Origin of the sequence: Nostoc sp. JL31, from assembly GCF_017114965.1 — a bacterium.
In the GTDB taxonomy this organism is placed as follows: domain Bacteria; phylum Cyanobacteriota; class Cyanobacteriia; order Cyanobacteriales; family Nostocaceae; genus Nostoc; species Nostoc punctiforme_A.
Genome location: NZ_JABXKO010000083.1, coordinates 32,857 through 49,150 on the forward strand (window position 1 = coordinate 32,857; position 16,294 = coordinate 49,150).

The following is a 16,294-nucleotide window of genomic DNA, read 5'->3' on the forward strand; positions in this document are numbered from 1 at the left end:
AATTGCTATGGAAAGTTGCATTTAGATAAATCTAAAGCAGATTTAAGCGCGGTTATTTATCTTAAACTTCTGGAGTTGTGATAATCCCCTTTTGCTCATAAATTGGGCGCATGATTTTTCTTAAAGCAGGCAACTGTCTGCTAAAAATAAGTGACCCTAAAATACAAGCTATTCCATCAATAATTAAAGTGTTTGGAGCGCCAATATGACTTGCTAGTAAACCTCCTAATAAATTACCCACGGGAATCATGCCCAAAAATGACATTGTGTATAAGCTCATCAATCGCCCACGTTTATCGTCTTCAACAATGGTTTGTAAAAATGTGTTGCTAGCAGCAATCTGGAGAATTGTTCCTAAGCCAACAAATAACATTGTAAATAACGAGAGTGGTAAAAATTTAGATAATGAAAAGGCAATTAAACCTATTCCTAAAATTGCTGGAGCTAAGGCAATCAATTTACCAATTCCCAAGATTGTTTGGCGCGTAGCTAAATAAATACCACCAGTTAAAGCTCCAACTCCAGATGCCGCCATCAAAAAACCCAAACTTTCTGCCCCACCTTTGAGAACTTGTTCCGCAATAACTGGGACGAGAATAGTATTTTGCAGTCCCATCAAGCTGACTAAAGCTGATAGCAACAAGATAGCTCGAATCGGTGGAAAGCTAAAGGCATATACAAATCCCTCTTTAACTTTTTGCAAGGGATTACCGTCAGTTACCGAATTTTTCCAAGGTTTAACTTGCATTGCTAATAAAGCGGCGATTACAGCAATGTAGCTCAAACCATCAATTAAAAAACAATAGCCAGTTCCAACTCTGGCAATTAATAAACCCCCGATCGCAGGGCCAATTAATCGTGCCCCGTTAACCATCGTGGAATTAATCGCGATCGCATTGGCTAAATCTTCTCTGTGTTCAACCAATTCTGGCACAAAAGCTTGACGGGCTGGCGCATCTAAGGCGTTAATAAATCCTTGGAACAAACTCAAGGCGATGATCTGCCATACCTCAATCACTCCAGTTAGCGCCAGTGCTGCTAATGTTAATGATTGAATCATCGCCAAGATTTGCGTACCAATTAAAGTACGATACCGAGAAAAGCGATCTACAAATACTCCGCCAAAGGGAGCTAAAAAAAAGCTCGGAATTTGACTCGAAAATCCTACAACTCCTAGCATTAATGGGGAGTTTGTCAAGTCATAAACTAACCAAATCGTGGCAAGTTGCGTCATCCACGTCCCAATTAGGGAAATACCTTGTCCGGCAAAAAATAGCTGAAAGTTTTTTGACCTTAAAGCAGGTAGTAGCGGTTTTTTCATCTCAGGCTTGCTTTATACCAATCTGCTTTCATAAATATCATCTCACCTCATCTCTATACGCCTCTCTATAGGTGTAGGAAGATTTACAGCAAGAAAGAGGTTTTTCGTTTAGTTTGCAGACAATTTGGCATTACTTGACTTCTACAGCAACTTCCGCAGACATCCCAGGAGTAATCCGCGATTCGTATCCTTGAATGCTCTTTTGGTCGAAAACTACTTTTACTGGAATGCGTTGGACAACCTTAGTAAAGTTACCCGTAGCATTATCCGGTGGTAATAAGGCAAACTGAGCGCCGGAAGCTGGCGAAATACTGTCAACACGACCAATAAAGGTGTGATGAGGGAAACTATCTAGCTTGATCTCTACTGGCTCTCCTGGCCGCATCTTTTCTAATTGAGTTTCTTTAAAGTTCGCAACTACCCAATAGCTGTTATCCACGATCGCCATTAATGGTGTTCCTGCTGCGACGCGGTTGCCAATTTCGACGTTTTTTCTACCAACCCGTCCAGCACTGGGGGCGGTAACATTGGCATAAGATAGTTGCAATTGTGCGTCTTTTAGCGATGCTTCTGATTGCGCGATCGCTGCTTTTGCTGCTTCGTATTGGCTACGTTTGACTGTGGTATCTTGTCCGCCTGCGGTCGCTTGTTGCAATCCTCCCTTAGATGCTGCTAATTTAGCTTGGGCGTTGGTGACATTTTCTTGGGCTTGTGCAAGTTGAGACTGGGCTTTGGCGACACCAACTTTGGCGGAGGCTAACTTGGCTTGGGCTTGTTGTACTCCCTGAATCGCGGCGTTTTTCTGTGCGGTTGCCACATCATAAGCAGCCTTGGCTGTATCTAGTTGCTGGCGAGCGATCGCACCTGATTGATACAACTGGTTGTAGCGATTGTAATCTGCTCGGGCATTTTCCAAATTTGCGTTTGTTTGGGCTACTTGCGCTTGGGCGGCGGGAATCCCTGCTTCGGCTAGTCTGACTTCAGCTTGTGCTGCTGGTATCCCCGCTTGCGCTTCTTGTACTGCTGCTTGGGCTGTAGAAATTGCTGCTACTGCACCACTGACATCTCCTTGCGCTTGAGTTGTCTTACCAGTAGTGGTTTGTGAACTTAAAGCAATATTTGCTTGAGCAGCTTGCGCCTGACCACGAGCATTTTCGAGGGCGGCTTGTGCTTGTTGCACCTTACTTTGATAGTCTCGTGGATCTAACTTCACTAACAATTCTCCCGGTTGCACCAGTTGGTTGTCATTCACCAGCACTTCACTTATTGTTCCAGGAATGCGGCTACTAACTTGGTGAATATTTCCCGCAACGGTGGCGTTGTCTGTTTCCTGGTGGGTGGAGGCATATTGCCAGTAGTGATAACCAAAAGTACCTGCGGCGATCGCACCTACACCTAATCCTGCCAAAATTAAGCCGGTCGGTCTTTTCCGTTTCGGTGGAACTTCTTTTTCGATCTCAGGAGTTACAACAGGTGCTTCTGCTGTTGCGCGTGTCTCTGTGGTGACAGTTTCTAAAGTCTCTAAATCAGGAATCACTTCTTTTTCTAAAACTGGGGTTTTGTGTCCGTTGCGTCCGTTAAAGGTATTAGCACCCATGATTCTTACCTCGCTTGTTCGTTCAATAACTTGATTAATAGTCGTTTATTTAGAATGCGTAATATTGTCTGAAAAAAATCCTTATTTCCTTAGTATGCGTAATATTATCTCAAAATAAATCTTTACACTGCCTCCCCCGGTCGGGTGATTATAAAATCATCTTTAAGACAGGTTAGCGATCGCTCGATTCAAGATTTGGGAAAACAGTTCTCGGTCAGCAAAGGAAATACCATCCATCGCTTCATCACGAACGGCTGCGGCGATTGGCGGTAAAATAGCTTCTAGTTCCTTACCTGCATCCGTGAGCCAGATCCGCCAGATGCGCCGATCTTGAGTGTCGCGTTCTCGACGCACCAAACCGCGTTCTTCCATTCGATCGAGTACGCCTGTTAAAGTCCCTCCCACTTGTTTGAGTTTGTCCCCAATACTTGAAGTAGGTAAACCATCTTCTTGCCAAAGACAGCACAACACCAACCAGTGAAATGGCGTCAGTCCAAAGGGTTCTAGCTTCTCAGTAAATTTGCGACTCAGCAGTTGTGAGACTAATTTGATTCTGTAGCCCAAATTGTATGGTGCCAGATTTTGCTGCCACGACTCTAAGGTTGGGGAGTGATTAGATGTAGAAACCATTTCAGATAATACTTAGTATGCGTACTATTATAACCAAGTTCATATTATTTAGCAATAGTTGCTTTGCATCTGTCTTAGGGAAGAACTTGAATCAGTTGGTACTCTTTTACTGTACCAAGAACGTGGTAAGCCCGAGATAATTTAGGGGACTGGTCAGTATAGATCAAAGCATAGCTCAAAGCTGGTACTTGGGAAATAGAGACTACTGCTTGGGGGCGAATAGCAAGATAGAAATTAAGCAGTACTTGGATTTTCTGGTCTATTTGCACAAGGTAGATAGGATGAGATTGGAGAATTAAAGCGATCGCACTTTGTTGTAAAAAAGTTCTTAAAACAGGGTTATAGTCACTTAACAGACCAATACTACCTGTCGTCGCCAAAGTTAGCCAACAGGGAATTAACCATCCTGCAATCCAGTAACGTGCTGTGAGAAACTTCTTGCCAAAGTGGTAACGACTAATCCACACCACAGGTAAAATTAACCAACCCAACCCCATAGCCAAGCCAATAGTTGCTTCCTTACGAATGTCAGAACCACCGCAACTAATAACGACAATACTTGCTATTACAAGTAAAACACCTAATCCACCAAAGCCATAACTGAGATTTCGAGGAAGATTCTTCCTTGCAAAAAGGTTTAATATCTTCTTTTGACTTTTTTTAAGAGGGAATTGTGGGGGAATTCCTGTCTGGTAAATATTGGCTAACCAGCTTAAACCCACAGATGCCAAAAAAGCTATAAACGGATAAAGACAAAGACTATAGTGAGATAAACGAGTGCTAAAAATAGTAAGTTCTACAAATAAAACAAGTGGAAAGCCAACTAATATTAACTGGTAACGAAAAATGGGGCGGCGGAGAGTTAAAAACAAACCTAAAACTCCAAAAAAAGCCCAAGGAAATGCTTTTAAAGGAATATTCCATAAATAGAATAGTGGCCCATTATGATTGCGATCTTCAGAACCTAGTTGCACAACAAACTTGAGCAACTCCTCAAAACTCTGATTTCCATAGTGCAGCCAGCTTAACCACAGCCAAACACAGGTGGGTATTAAACCTACGAAAAAGCCTAGATATAAAATTGGGTTACTCAGATGACGATGACGGTGATGTTCCCAAATTAAATAAGGTAATAAAGCGATAATTGGTAAAAAAATCATAAAGCTTCTGACTAAGAAGCCTAAACCTAAACTTAAACCAGCGAGAAAACTCCAAAAATAGTGATATTTAGGATGTAATTCTATTTTTAGTAAAGAAAAAATAGCTAAGAGTACCAAGAAAATCATCGGTACATCAGGCGTACTTAAGCGAGAGTATTGCAGCCAGAGAAATTCCACACTTAAAATTGTAGTAGCTAGCCAGGCTAATTTTTTGCCTAGCATAATTTTGCCAATTTCATACACCAGCCATAAGCTAAAAATGCTGGCAATCATACTAGGAAGACGTGCACTAGTATCACTGATACCAAACAACTTGTAGAAACTGGCAATTAACCAATAAGGGCCAGGTGTTTTATGATGTGCCTTTTCCCAAGGAGCTATCCAATTACCAGAATCAAACATCAGACGCGCACGCGAAGCGTAAAGAGCTTCATCATGTGCCATCAGACTATTGTGCCCAGAAGTAAATAATAATAAGGGTAACATCCAAAGGAACAAACTTAAATAGGGTAACGATCCTACCAGGCGGATTTGTCGCCAAATGTGCTGCAAAAAGTGTAGTTTATGAAACATTGAATTGATAAAATTGAATGCTGCTATTTAGACTCGTTTAAGTATCCTGTTGTTATTAAAATATGTTACATAGTGATTGTTGAAAAATACTTGAAATTGCCACATCTTGCGGAAAAAGTTCTCCAAAACAGAGATTTATGCAGTTAAGACCGAATCAACGCCTGAAATTAGATGACACAGACGATAAGCTGTTCTACGCCTATCCTCGCTTCGTCACCCATGTCGATGAAGGATTTATTCAACAGCTAACGGATTTATACCGCGATCGCCTGAAACCCAATACTCGCATTTTTGATATGATGAGCAGTTGGGTGTCTCATCTGCCAGAAGAGATGGAGTTTGACCATGTGGAGGGACACGGACTCAACGCTGAGGAATTAGCACGAAATTCCCGCTTAAATCATTACTTTGTGCAAAATCTTAACGAAAATCCGCAGCTACCTTTACCAGATGGAGATTTTGATGCTGTTCTCAATTGCGTATCTGTGCAATATATGCAATATCCAGAAGCAGTATTTTCCGAGATTTACCGCATCTTGAAACCCGGTGGTGTTGCAATTATCAGCTTTTCTAACCGAATGTTTTTTGAAAAGGCGATTCAAGCTTGGCGAGAGGCTTCAGAAGCACAGCGGGTAGAATTAGTCAAAGCTTACTTTGCCTCAGTTCCAGGATTTACAACCGCAGAAGTTATAGTTCATAAATCAACATTACCGAATTTATTACAGTGGTTGGGTGCAGCTGGAGGAGATCCGTTTTATGCCGTTATAGCTTACCGCAGTTAAGTCCAATGTTCACTAGTACAATGTCTAAGCTAGTGCAAGAAGGTTTGTAGTAAGCACTTTAGTGCTTAGAAAATAAGGACTAAAGTCCTTACTACGAACTTACTTACCTGCTCAAAATTAAAATACTTTTGTATATAGATAATTTGTGTAGATGAATTATTGGTTAATGAAATCAGAACCAGAAGCCTATAGCATTGCTGATCTCCAACAGCAGAAAGAGACTATCTGGGACGGCGTTCGCAATTATCAAGCTCGCAACTTTTTGCGCCAAATGGATGAAGGAGACTTAGCTTTTTTCTACCACTCCAGTACTAATCCTCCCAGTATTGCTGGGTTAATGCGTGTAGTGAAAAAAGATATTGCTGACCCGACCCAGTTTGAGCCAGAAAGTAAATACTACGACCCAAAATCAAGTTCTGAATCCCCTCGCTGGCAAACAGTTGTAGTGGAATTTGTTGAAACTTTTTCTAACCCCATCTTGCTATCAATGCTCAAAGAGAAGTTTAGCGCCGAAGAGTTAATGTTGGTGAGACAAGGAAATCGATTATCAGTGATGCCTATCCCTGAAGCAGTAGCTTTGAAGATTCTGGCGATGAAAAACTTCTAGTACCGCAAGGCGGAAGTCACCCATTCAAAAGTCAATGACACAGTTATTAAGTTGAAGGTTAAGAGCGATCGCTGTTCGCGGAGCGTTCCGTAGGAAAGGCGGGTCTTCGATCATCGCGTCTGGTTGTTAAGAAACTGTTGGTTATTTTGGTTCTGAGGTTGCAAATCAGCTACAAGTGTGTTGTCCATTTTTGAAGCGTCAAGTGTAGGTTTTGCGCTATTTGTTGGCTGTTGGCGTTCTTGGTCTGTTGGATGCGATCGTGTTTTTCTGCCCTTACTAATTGGCTGATTGCCTTTGCCTTCGCTAACGATTGGCGGTTTGACTGCTGTCTGAATACTAGTCTTGATTTTACCCTACACTGCTTACTTTACCTTTTGTGTAACTTTCGGAAACAAAAGTGCTCTAGTTTTGAGCGCAAAATATTATAGATTTATTAACAACCAAGTTTTGAGGAAAGCAGGAAGCCAGATAAACTTTATATCATTTTTCCAAATGTTTCCTAGATATGATATTTCCAGTTCCTCTTCCTTAGAAGTCTGAATGAATCTGATACAGCGCTTCTTGCTATTATGCAATACAGTTTTTCTCCTTGCTTTTCTCCTAGCATACCTTTCAGCTTTGAGGATGTACATCATAGCTGCTGGAAGTGCTATATATTGCAATCTTAAAAACAATTAGTATTACTATTTAGCATTACCAATGCTCTTAGACGTTTCAAAAGTTAATATAATCAAAACATAATTCCTGTAGTTATATTTTAGAAACAAGCTGTATAATCTTGATTTTCTAGATTAATTCCTATAAAATTTGAATTAAGTAGATTAGGCATTGACGGCTTAGTTCTACCTAATAAATTTAGGTGAAATAAAACTATAACTAAACCTACACTTTACTAAAGCTAGGGCGTGTCTGCAAAGTCAATTTTGTGAATATTTATTACGAGAACTAATAGCTTGCTGGAAAAGAAAGACGTACCCTTGAGATAATATTCACAAGCATAAGATCATTGATTTTGTACGTTGTAGACACACTCTAGCGCCATTCGTTTCAATCTCACAACTTTGATGGAGAAGATCATGTCAATCGCGAATACAAGTCAATTAAAGAAGCTGATAACGCTGATTCCTGCTGTTCTTTTTGCTGTTGCATCGTGGCCAAATAATGTGCAAGCTGCAACGGCGCCATCTTGTGTTAACCTTAGACAGTCGAAACAGGTAATACGACTGGCTCCTGATAAAATAGTAGCCACAGCTACGAATAATTGCAGTGGAACACAACGTTTTCGTCTGATATGGGCTTTTGCAGTAGATGGTTCTTGCATAAGCATTCCGGCTGGTGGTTCGCGCACAGAGAGAAGGGGAATCCTGTCCCCGCCCTCACCTACAGTGAGCGAATTGCGAAAATGCTGATGAGGCTTACATAAAAATCTAGGCGTTGGTGAATTGTAACTGTAAGCATAAGCTTTCGCTAGCGGAAAAGTTATGGTTCTAATTACAGCGGACATCTGCCCCAGCTTCTACGCTTCCTCCAGCACTCGGCACAGCACCGCTATTATTTTGTTATTTGAGGTCATACAATCCCTTGGGGCTGAATCAAATAGTTGAAATGGCGTTGTCTAACTTTACCACTCGGCTGGGCAAGCTTGTATCAGCGATCAAAATTAGTATATTGCCTAACTCCACTTCAATATTTTGAACTTAAATCTAGTAATTCAAGGTTTTTAAACTTCTTTTTTATGCATAATTCAAAGATTTATGTTTTTATTACTATTCCGACTCATGCAATCTGAAGCTGAGGTTATATTTAGTAGCTCATGGTCGTAGTTTAAGCCCATTGCACAGGATCTAATTGATAGTAACGTTGCAGTTGCTCATAAAGTGCCGGATGCTTAGACAGCAATTGGTGCGGTTTCTCAAAGAATGTCTCAGTCGCTACGGCGAAAAATTCTGCGGGATTCGTTGCGCCATAGCTATCCATTACCGTCTTTGCACCTTGTAGAACATCATTACAAAGTTGCTGATATGCTTCTGTCATCACCTTCGCCCAAATAGCATAGTCTGAGTTGTGTTGCAGTACCGGAACTCCTTCAGCTTTACCATCTTCTTGATCCAATTGATGGGCGAATTCATGAAGCACAACGTTACGTCCATCTTTCCAGTTATCAGTGTCTTGTTTCACCTGTTCCCAAGACAGAACTAATTGGTCATTTGTCCACGATTCACCTAGTCTTGCTACACGCCTTTCTTCAACAACATATTTTCCGATGGAAGTTGTTTCCTGAACAAAATAAGCATTGGGATACACCAGAATTGAACGAAGTCTGGGGAAGTACTGCCCACGTTCATTTAATAGAAGTAAACAGGCGATCGCCGCAAGAGTAACTTTCATTTCCTCTGTCACCTGTAATCCTCTACAGCCAATAAATTGCTTTTCTGCTAAGAACACTTGAATATGTCCCTGAAGTCGTCTGATTTCATCGGGAGAAATACACAGATAAATGGGAAGATTATTCTCAATGATCGCATTCCAAAGTGGGGGAAAAGGACGATGTTTGAGACGGTTCCTTCGCCTTTTTACTAAAATCGGATTGAGTAAAATCCCAGTGATAATCAGCCCAATCATAAGAAAGAAAACTATGATTTTAATCATTGGCTTTTTAGCAGCTTACATATTTAATTCACTGGTAAGCAGAAAGTTTAGAATAATTGTTATTGTTGTCGCTCACTAACTACCGCTATTGGATCAGAATTATGCAAGATTGAACCTTGGTGGAAAGGCTATTTTGAAGTTCTTGCTCAACTTTGACAATCAGTTTGTCAAAAGCCTCTTGATTTGCTGTCAGTTGCTCTTGAAGAACTTTCTCTAACTCAGGTTTTATTTGCTCACATATATCCTCAATTTTTTTGTCGTTCAAAAAACTAGAACGAATCCAACTAGGTACATCCACATTTGTCTTAATTACTTCTTGAACACTCTTACGATTTAGCTCCATTCCTGCCGCCATCACCGAAGCCCCATATACTAATGCAATTGGCCAGGTTAAATGCCCAGTTAGTATTAGAGTGATAATGCTAGCCACAGCGCCTCCACCAATAACTACATTGACGATAAACGCTACTGTCTCAGCCAAGATAGCATCTCCAATTTGTAACTCTGGGTTAACAAAATTGGGGTCAATGCTATCCTTGAACCGTAAGCTGCTTCTAGGTATCTGAAACTTTCGACAGATTGGATCGGTTTGTGCGGCTAAATCTGGTTGGATTTTATTGCTAAACCAGGAAGCGGATTGATGATTAATTATCTGCACAGCGCGTTCGTCGGAGACGTTGCCAGAGGCATCGCTTTTGAGCCACTGTTCTGCCCGACCAATCAAAGATGTTTCTAAATCGGCTAAAGTCCGTATTTTGTTTTTTTGCCAATCTTTTAAACCTGGTTTAACTGCATTGACAATCAAGCCATCTGCTAAAGGCTTAGTTAGTGATTCGATTAACTCTGGAATATGCCTTTCAATCAAACCTTTGAGCTTATTCGAGCTAAATAGTTTGTTAACTTCTTCTTTAAAAGCAGCAGCACGCAAATCCCATCGTCCGACTCGTGCTAAACCCATTGCAATGCAGCGTTCCGGTTCAGGATCGGGGCGAAGCAGGGTTTCTGGTTCGGGAAACATTTCCTGACAAAGAACGTGCGTGAACTTCATGCGAGATGCACCGCCAGTCATCAACAAAAGTTTCGGCACGATTCCAAGTTTTTCTAGCTTTTCTTTCGCCTCGGTTAAAGAGTTGCGAAATGATTTAATCCAACTATGATGCTCCAGTTCAGGTAAGGGTTGGTTTAAGATTTCCTCTATCATCAATTTATTCACTTGGGGAATAAAATAAATCTGTTCGTTGATCGACTCGAAGCCACGCGCAAAGGATTCAGGATCGCTGTATAGCTGCTCATTAGAAAAGTAATCTTCTTTAGCTTTGCGGCAAGCAAGTTCACAACGAGCTTGGTGATGGGGATATTCCTGAAATACTTTTTCGAGTAATGCTTTTTGTTCGTGGTTGGCGAGAGTCCGGGCAAAAATAGCTTTGTCAATTAGAGATGCACCTAAAGTATTACTCCCGAAATCTATCGGGATTTCTTCTAAGCTTTTAACCAAAGTAAAATCTGTGGTTGAAGAACCAATATCGACAATTAGCACCGATCCAACAAGTTTGTCATACTCCAACTTCCCGGCTTCTTTGGCTTGCATGAAAGCAGCCCGCGATTCGGGTACGACATTGAGTTGAGAAATGCCAGCTTCTTGAAGTAGCTTTTGGTATTCGGTGCGATCGCTAATTGTCCATCCTGATGGACAGCCAATGTAAAAATAGCTACCTTCCCCACCTGCAAGTTGTTTACTTTCTTTTAAAAGGCGGTAGTAGGTTGCCACAAAAGTGCTAATTGTTTCCCGATATTTGGGATCGTTGTTGGGTTTTTGCTTGAAAGAGATTGTCAGTTGGGTAACGCCAGCTTGAATTAATGCTTGTTCGCCGACAAGATAACCGAGTTTGGGATGCCAGCCAAGGGCTGTAATTTGGTTCTTCTTGTTATTAATCTCCAACATCTGGGGAGGTTCGATGCTTTCCACTACAGCTTTGGCTACAGCCGTTTCACCGTGTCCTAAATCAAAACCGATTGTTTCTAAAATTTCCATACCCTTATTGTCTATTATTCTCTAGAAGAAGAATACGCTGGCTCAATTACCCTACCGCGCCGAATTAAGCGATCGCCTTTCAACAAAGCCGGCGTTAGAGTCACGTGTTCTTTGGTATCGGGGTCGATACTTGGCTCAAAATCAAAATACTCGCGATCGCTATTCGATCGGTAAATTTGAGCGTTAATTCCCTGAGACATTAAAATCTGTGGTAGAAGTTTCGCCAGTTCATAAGCCATTTGGGGTTTATCAAGTTTGGATGCACCCATTAATCTTTGGAGAAAATTCAATAACTCTGGCAGTTCTTCTATTGCTATGTCGCCTTCATGTTTATTTGATTCTTCTAATCTAGCCACTGCTAGGTCGATAGTGTTGAGAGCATCGCCAAGGTGATCTAAAAATACTTTGCTATCAACCCGAAGAATTGGTTGAGGTAATTTTAATACTCCTTCAGATATAGAATTATTTTGCTGGTTGTTTGATTCGAGTTGAAGTACAATTTCTAGTCCGATAAGTAGAGAGGTTAATAAGATAGCCATCCACGCACCTGGGGTAGTTTTAGTTAAGGAAAACAACGAACCTAAGATGCCTATATAAATTATTCCCTTTAGCAGTTTTAGGATGAATCTGCTGCTAAACAACTTTGTCCCTGTATTAGTAATTTGCCTTTGTTCGGTTGGAGCAACTTGAAGATAGTTAGCCGCAGCCAGAGTGGCGATAGACTGCCGCAGCGTATCCAGGAAAAAGGAAGCCAGACGAACTTGAGCTAAATTAAGCTTTTCAATGTAAATTCTTTCGAGATTATCGAGCCGATTTTGAACCAGTTTAACTATTTGCTCAATGCCGATTGTATTATCAATATCTGTCTGGAGTTGGTTGCGTTCTTCGCTAAAAAGTGAAGTGATTGTTTTCATTGCGTTGACTAAGACTTTAACGTTATTAATTAGGAGTGAAATGAACACTCGTTTTTTCATTTCACCCTGTAATCACATCATGACGGAATAATTCATAATTACTAATTATGAATTAGGTTGATTGCAAATTACTACCCATCAAAAGGAGGAGCAGAATGTTTATCTGCGTCATTGCAGACTACGGTACAGGAGATCCGGCATTTACTGAAGTCACACAACGTCTGCTGATGACTTTTCCCCATGCCGAAATTCATTTGCTTTCGGTTCCAGCATTCAGTACCTTAGCAACGGGATTCTGGATTGCCCAACTAGGACTGAATCCAGGCCCTAGCGATCGCCTAATTTATCACAACTGTGCGCCTCGTCAGGATGATCCTGAAGCCCGTCGAGACAATGAAGGTGAAGGGCTAACTTATGCCCTTCTATCCAATGGTGTAAAAGTAGTGGGTGTAAATGCGGGCTACACCCTCTCCTTTATCAAAGACTATACAAAGGAGTTGCGATCGATCAACGTTTCTCGTGGTGGCTCGCAGTTTCGCTCACGGGATGTATTTCCTCCGGCTGCGGCTGCCATCATGAATGAAGATTTTAGCCTTCTGGGAGATAGCCTCAACAGTGAGCAAATCCCAGATGTTCCACCAGATCGCATTGCCTGGATTGATGGCTACGGCAACATTAAAACAACTATTGGGGCGCATACACTTAACTTGGAGCCTCAAACCAAGATCGTGATCCGAATTGGAGATGTGGTCAGTGATGCGGTGTATTCTGATGGTAGTTTCAAGGTATCTGAAGGAACTTTAGCCTTTGCTCCTGGTAGTTCCGGTTGGTCAAGAGGAGATTCTGGGGAACCATTACGCTTTTTAGAGCTATTTTTGCGAGGAGGGAGTGCTTGGGAACGCTTTGGCCGTCCTCGTGTGAATCAGCAAGTAACTCGAATTGCATGAAATCGGGTAATTGGCTTCTGTTACTGTGGCTGAGTGCGGGCTGGCTTTATGGAGTTACCCTGACCAAAAGTGATTAGATTAGTGCCACACCGCCATCGGCAAACAATTCGATGCCAGTAATAAAACAGCTGTCGTCTTAAGCCAGAAACACGACAGCTTTTGCCACTTCATCATGACATTTAGTCTTAGCGTAAGTCTTAACGTGTTATTATTTGCTTCGAGATTCCTAGCTGTTTGTTCTGATAAAATACAGTGCTTGTTTTTGTTATCCCACTCAAAAGTGCGCAAGTTTCCAATTCCTGGGAGCGTGTTATACAATTATTTGAAAGATGCATTAAATCAGTTTGCAATCAAACCTCACCTAACTTTCACGTTATTGTTGTTTGTCACGAAAAGCCCAAAATAGAATTCACTCATCCTCATATTACATACATTACAGTTGATTTTTCCCCTCCAAACTAGCCTAGCCCTGAAGCCAAAGGAGACACAGATAAAGGGCGTAAAATCTTAAAAGGATTGATGTATGCTCGTCAATTTTGTCCCACTCACACTATGACAGTTGATGCTGACGATTGTGTGAGTGAAAAGTTAGCCAAATTTGTTCAACAACACCCTGATTCTAATGGATGGTTTATAAATAAAGGTTATAAATATCAAGAAGGCAATGATTACATATATATCAAAAGAAGCAATTTTTATAAAATGTGCGGAACTTGTAATATTATTCGATATGATTTGAATGATTTGCCAGAAACCGCAGAATATAATCGTGGCTACGGATACTATAAATATTATATAGACCACGCTAAAGTCAGAGATATTTTAAAGAACAAAGGAAAATCCATTAAATCATTACCATTTCCAGGCGCGGTTTATATTTTGGCAACAGGAGAAAATCTTTTTAACAATTCAAAAAGATTAAGATTTAGCATTTTTAATCGGAAATTATTAAATCAATCATTGAGAGACGAATTCGGATTATACAAGCTACAGCAATCGAAAGAGATTTATCAACTATCAGAGTTGTAAATTGCTTGTGAAAAAATCTCATAAATAGTCTTATATGGTGTATTAGCTGAGTGTAAAGCACCAGAAGCTTGAAATTGTGCCGTAGTTTCGACGCTAACACAACGCCAGTTGCTACAAGGGATAGCGCAGCATTAGCGAGTTATGGAGCGTCGGGAACCTGCGCAACGCACTGGCTCCCCTACGTGTATTTTAAAATCAAATCAAATATTAGTCCTATATAATGGAGTATTTTGCGAGGCTGATAGGCTACAGTGCCACTATGCCAAAATTCAAATCAAAATCTCAGAAATCTAAAAAATCGAAAAAGCAGGCTAAAAAGGAAACTTCTACCCTTAGCCTCAAAGAACAGTTAGCCCAAAAGCGCAAATCTGCCCAAGTACGTAAAGAACTCACTAGCTTACTCACCACCGCCACTTTTGGCGGTGTCTTCGTTGGCATTCTACTTTTTTTCCTAGTTGGAATTAAAGCAGCAGTCCCCGGCGTGTTAGGGATAATAGTCATGTCGCTTTCCTACAAATATCCGCGCCAAGCCCTATATGCTTTCATCATTTACATACCTATAGGAGGTACTGTCACCTACTACTTGGGCAATAGTCCCATACTCCAATTAGCTAAAGATGCCTTTTACGTTCCAGCGCTAATTGGACTTTGGCAGACTTGCCGTAAACAGGGGCTACCTATAATTATTCCCAAAGGCATTAGAATCCCACTTTATATTGTTTTGGCTTGCAGTCTGCTAACACTGTTGTTTGTCAATGGTGGACAGCAATTTAACCCGCAGAGTGTGGGACTATTAGAAAAAGCACCCCAAGAAATACCATTAGGTATGGGCATTCTGGGACTAAAAGTATTTTTAGGCTATGTTCCCCTGATTGGTTGTGCCTACTATCTAATTCGCGATAAGCGGGATTTTCTATTTTTATTGCGCCTCCAGATTGTCCTCACACTGATTTGCTGCGCGCTGGGATTTCTTCAATATCTATTACTACTAACAGGTGTATGTCAAGGCACTAGAGGTCTGGAAGGAGATGCCTTATTTAGAGCAACACTCGAAGCCCGGTGTTATTTTGGTGGAGCGCTAGTATATAGTCCCGAAGAAGGGGTTATTCGCCTACCAGGGACATTTGTAGCTCCTTGGCAGTGGGCTTGGTTCTTAATTTCTAGCACCTTTTTTACCTTTGCCACCGGCTTCACCGATCCCTCGCCAATATGGCGGATCATCGGTTTAGCTTCTATAGTGGGAGTCTTTATCGATGCTGTAATCTCTGGACAGAGAATCGCCTTAGCTTTAGTACCAATCTGCTTCGGGATTTTGCTATTGCTTACCGGACAACTTGGCAACCTGAAACGATTTATCCCCATAGGCGTGGGACTTGCCTTCATTCTAGGAATTGCGATGGTGACTAACCCTGCTGTCGTACAAGAGAGAACAGAGAGTTTTGTCAGTCGTTGGAACGCTTCACCACCTCAAGATTTTATCATACAGCAATTTGAAGAAAATTGGAAAAACGTAGACGGGCCCTTGGGAAGCGGCTTAGGACGAGCCACAAACTCTGCTCGTGTGATGGGTGAAACTAAGCTTGTGGAAACCTACTACCCCAAAGTACTTTATGAAGTGGGAATTTTGGGATTACTAGCGTTTCTGGGTTTGGTAACAAGTTTAACAATTCTGGGCTTTAAAACCTATCGCTCCATAAAGAACCGTAATTTCCGTAGTTCCGGAGCCGCTTTGTGGGTGTTTATATTATTTATTAGCACCAACACTTACTACTATCCTCTGGATGTTGATCCTGTTGCGGCCTATTATTGGTTTTTTGCGGGAGTTCTTTTTAAGTTGCCAGAACTGGAGAAACAAGATAAGGAAGATGCCAACCCTCAGCAAAAAAACAAGAAAAAACGTCTAAAAACAATTTAAATGAAATAAAAATGGCTAAAGATATGATTTGAGGTCAAAAATACCTCAGTATTCTCAACCTACCTCTAAATTATCGCTATACACTTATTTTTCGATGATACTTATTGATGAGTAAGCAATTTCGCAGTCAGAGAAAGG

General features: G+C 41.2%; 13 protein-coding genes. 5 read left to right on the top strand and 8 right to left on the bottom strand.

The genetic code is table 11. From position 1 onward, the window contains the following. Positions 1–61: 61 nt before the first annotated feature. The 4 genes from HWQ43_RS19205 to HWQ43_RS19220 all read right to left on the bottom strand — a co-directional run bounded on the left by HWQ43_RS19205 (position 62) and on the right by HWQ43_RS19220 (position 5,281). Positions 62–1,321, bottom strand: a complete 1,260-nt coding sequence (locus HWQ43_RS19205; protein ID WP_292736978.1) for an MFS transporter — start codon at positions 1,319–1,321, stop codon at positions 62–64. A gap of 130 nt (positions 1,322–1,451) precedes the next feature. Beyond that, positions 1,452–2,918, bottom strand: coding sequence for an HlyD family secretion protein (locus HWQ43_RS19210; protein WP_292736980.1), 1,467 nt, complete (start codon positions 2,916–2,918; stop codon positions 1,452–1,454). Positions 2,919–3,080: 162 nt separating this feature from the next. Further along, on the bottom strand, positions 3,081–3,548 hold the full coding sequence (locus HWQ43_RS19215; protein ID WP_292736982.1) for a MarR family transcriptional regulator: 468 nt from the start codon (positions 3,546–3,548) through the stop codon (positions 3,081–3,083). A gap of 74 nt (positions 3,549–3,622) precedes the next feature. Beyond that, positions 3,623–5,281 carry a glycosyltransferase family 39 protein gene (locus HWQ43_RS19220; RefSeq protein WP_292736984.1) on the bottom strand — a complete coding sequence of 553 codons (1,659 nt, stop codon included), beginning with the start codon at positions 5,279–5,281 and terminating at the stop codon, positions 3,623–3,625. Positions 5,282–5,418: 137 nt separating this feature from the next. On the opposite strand from HWQ43_RS19220, the gene HWQ43_RS19225 reads away from it, so the two are divergent. Together HWQ43_RS19225 and HWQ43_RS19230 are read left to right on the top strand one after the other, a co-directional pair. Continuing rightward, positions 5,419–6,063, top strand: coding sequence for a class I SAM-dependent methyltransferase (locus HWQ43_RS19225; RefSeq protein ID WP_292736986.1), 645 nt, complete (start codon positions 5,419–5,421; stop codon positions 6,061–6,063). A gap of 151 nt (positions 6,064–6,214) precedes the next feature. Next, a complete protein-coding gene (locus HWQ43_RS19230) occupies positions 6,215–6,670 on the top strand; it encodes an EVE domain-containing protein (protein ID WP_292736988.1) in 456 nt (151 codons plus the stop codon). A 1,096-nt stretch (positions 6,671–7,766) separates the two neighbouring features. On the opposite strand, the gene HWQ43_RS19235 is transcribed toward HWQ43_RS19230, so the two are convergent. The 4 genes from HWQ43_RS19235 to HWQ43_RS19250 form a co-directional block, all read right to left on the bottom strand. Then, entirely contained in the window at positions 7,767–8,174 is a 408-nt protein-coding gene (locus HWQ43_RS19235; RefSeq protein WP_292736989.1) for a hypothetical protein, read from the bottom strand. 320 nt (positions 8,175–8,494) lie between these two features. Continuing rightward, positions 8,495–9,319, bottom strand: coding sequence for a M90 family metallopeptidase (locus HWQ43_RS19240; RefSeq protein WP_292736991.1), 825 nt, complete (start codon positions 9,317–9,319; stop codon positions 8,495–8,497). Between the two features lie 85 nt (positions 9,320–9,404). After that, a complete protein-coding gene (locus tag HWQ43_RS19245; protein ID WP_292736993.1) occupies positions 9,405–11,351 on the bottom strand; it encodes an Hsp70 family protein in 1,947 nt (648 codons plus the stop codon). A gap of 14 nt (positions 11,352–11,365) precedes the next feature. After that, positions 11,366–12,265: a hypothetical protein gene (locus HWQ43_RS19250; protein ID WP_292736995.1), complete on the bottom strand. Its 900-nt coding sequence runs from the start codon at positions 12,263–12,265 to the stop codon at positions 11,366–11,368. A gap of 155 nt (positions 12,266–12,420) precedes the next feature. Between HWQ43_RS19250 and HWQ43_RS19255 the strand changes: the two genes are divergently transcribed. From HWQ43_RS19255 to hpsL, 3 genes are all read left to right on the top strand, one after another. Beyond that, a complete protein-coding gene (locus HWQ43_RS19255) occupies positions 12,421–13,212 on the top strand; it encodes an S-adenosyl-l-methionine hydroxide adenosyltransferase family protein (RefSeq protein WP_292736997.1) in 792 nt (263 codons plus the stop codon). Positions 13,213–13,764: 552 nt separating this feature from the next. Then, complete coding sequence (locus tag HWQ43_RS19260; RefSeq protein WP_292736999.1) at positions 13,765–14,241, top strand: hypothetical protein; 477 nt, start codon at positions 13,765–13,767, stop codon at positions 14,239–14,241. Between the two features lie 259 nt (positions 14,242–14,500). After that, on the top strand, positions 14,501–16,156 hold the full coding sequence (hpsL, locus tag HWQ43_RS19265; protein WP_292737001.1) for a hormogonium polysaccharide biosynthesis protein HpsL: 1,656 nt from the start codon (positions 14,501–14,503) through the stop codon (positions 16,154–16,156). Positions 16,157–16,294 lie beyond the last annotated feature (138 nt).

Bases quoted from the DNA above. Each gene is read 5' to 3' on its own strand.
- HWQ43_RS19210 (WP_292736980.1), bottom strand. From the start codon at position 2,918: ATGGGTGCTAATACCTTTAACGGACGCAACGGACACAAAACCCCAGTT.
- HWQ43_RS19240 (WP_292736991.1), bottom strand. From the start codon at position 9,319: ATGATTAAAATCATAGTTTTCTTTCTTATGATTGGGCTGATTATCACT.
- HWQ43_RS19255 (WP_292736997.1), top strand. From the start codon at position 12,421: ATGTTTATCTGCGTCATTGCAGACTACGGTACAGGAGATCCGGCATTT.
- HWQ43_RS19225 (WP_292736986.1), top strand. From the start codon at position 5,419: ATGCAGTTAAGACCGAATCAACGCCTGAAATTAGATGACACAGACGAT.
- HWQ43_RS19250 (WP_292736995.1), bottom strand. From the start codon at position 12,265: ATGAAAACAATCACTTCACTTTTTAGCGAAGAACGCAACCAACTCCAG.
- HWQ43_RS19235 (WP_292736989.1), bottom strand. From the start codon at position 8,174: ATGTCCGCTGTAATTAGAACCATAACTTTTCCGCTAGCGAAAGCTTAT.
- HWQ43_RS19220 (WP_292736984.1), bottom strand. From the start codon at position 5,281: ATGTTTCATAAACTACACTTTTTGCAGCACATTTGGCGACAAATCCGC.
- HWQ43_RS19260 (WP_292736999.1), top strand. From the start codon at position 13,765: ATGACAGTTGATGCTGACGATTGTGTGAGTGAAAAGTTAGCCAAATTT.
- HWQ43_RS19230 (WP_292736988.1), top strand. From the start codon at position 6,215: ATGAATTATTGGTTAATGAAATCAGAACCAGAAGCCTATAGCATTGCT.
- HWQ43_RS19245 (WP_292736993.1), bottom strand. From the start codon at position 11,351: ATGGAAATTTTAGAAACAATCGGTTTTGATTTAGGACACGGTGAAACG.
- HWQ43_RS19205 (WP_292736978.1), bottom strand. From the start codon at position 1,321: ATGAAAAAACCGCTACTACCTGCTTTAAGGTCAAAAAACTTTCAGCTA.
- HWQ43_RS19215 (WP_292736982.1), bottom strand. From the start codon at position 3,548: ATGGTTTCTACATCTAATCACTCCCCAACCTTAGAGTCGTGGCAGCAA.
- hpsL (WP_292737001.1), top strand. From the start codon at position 14,501: ATGCCAAAATTCAAATCAAAATCTCAGAAATCTAAAAAATCGAAAAAG.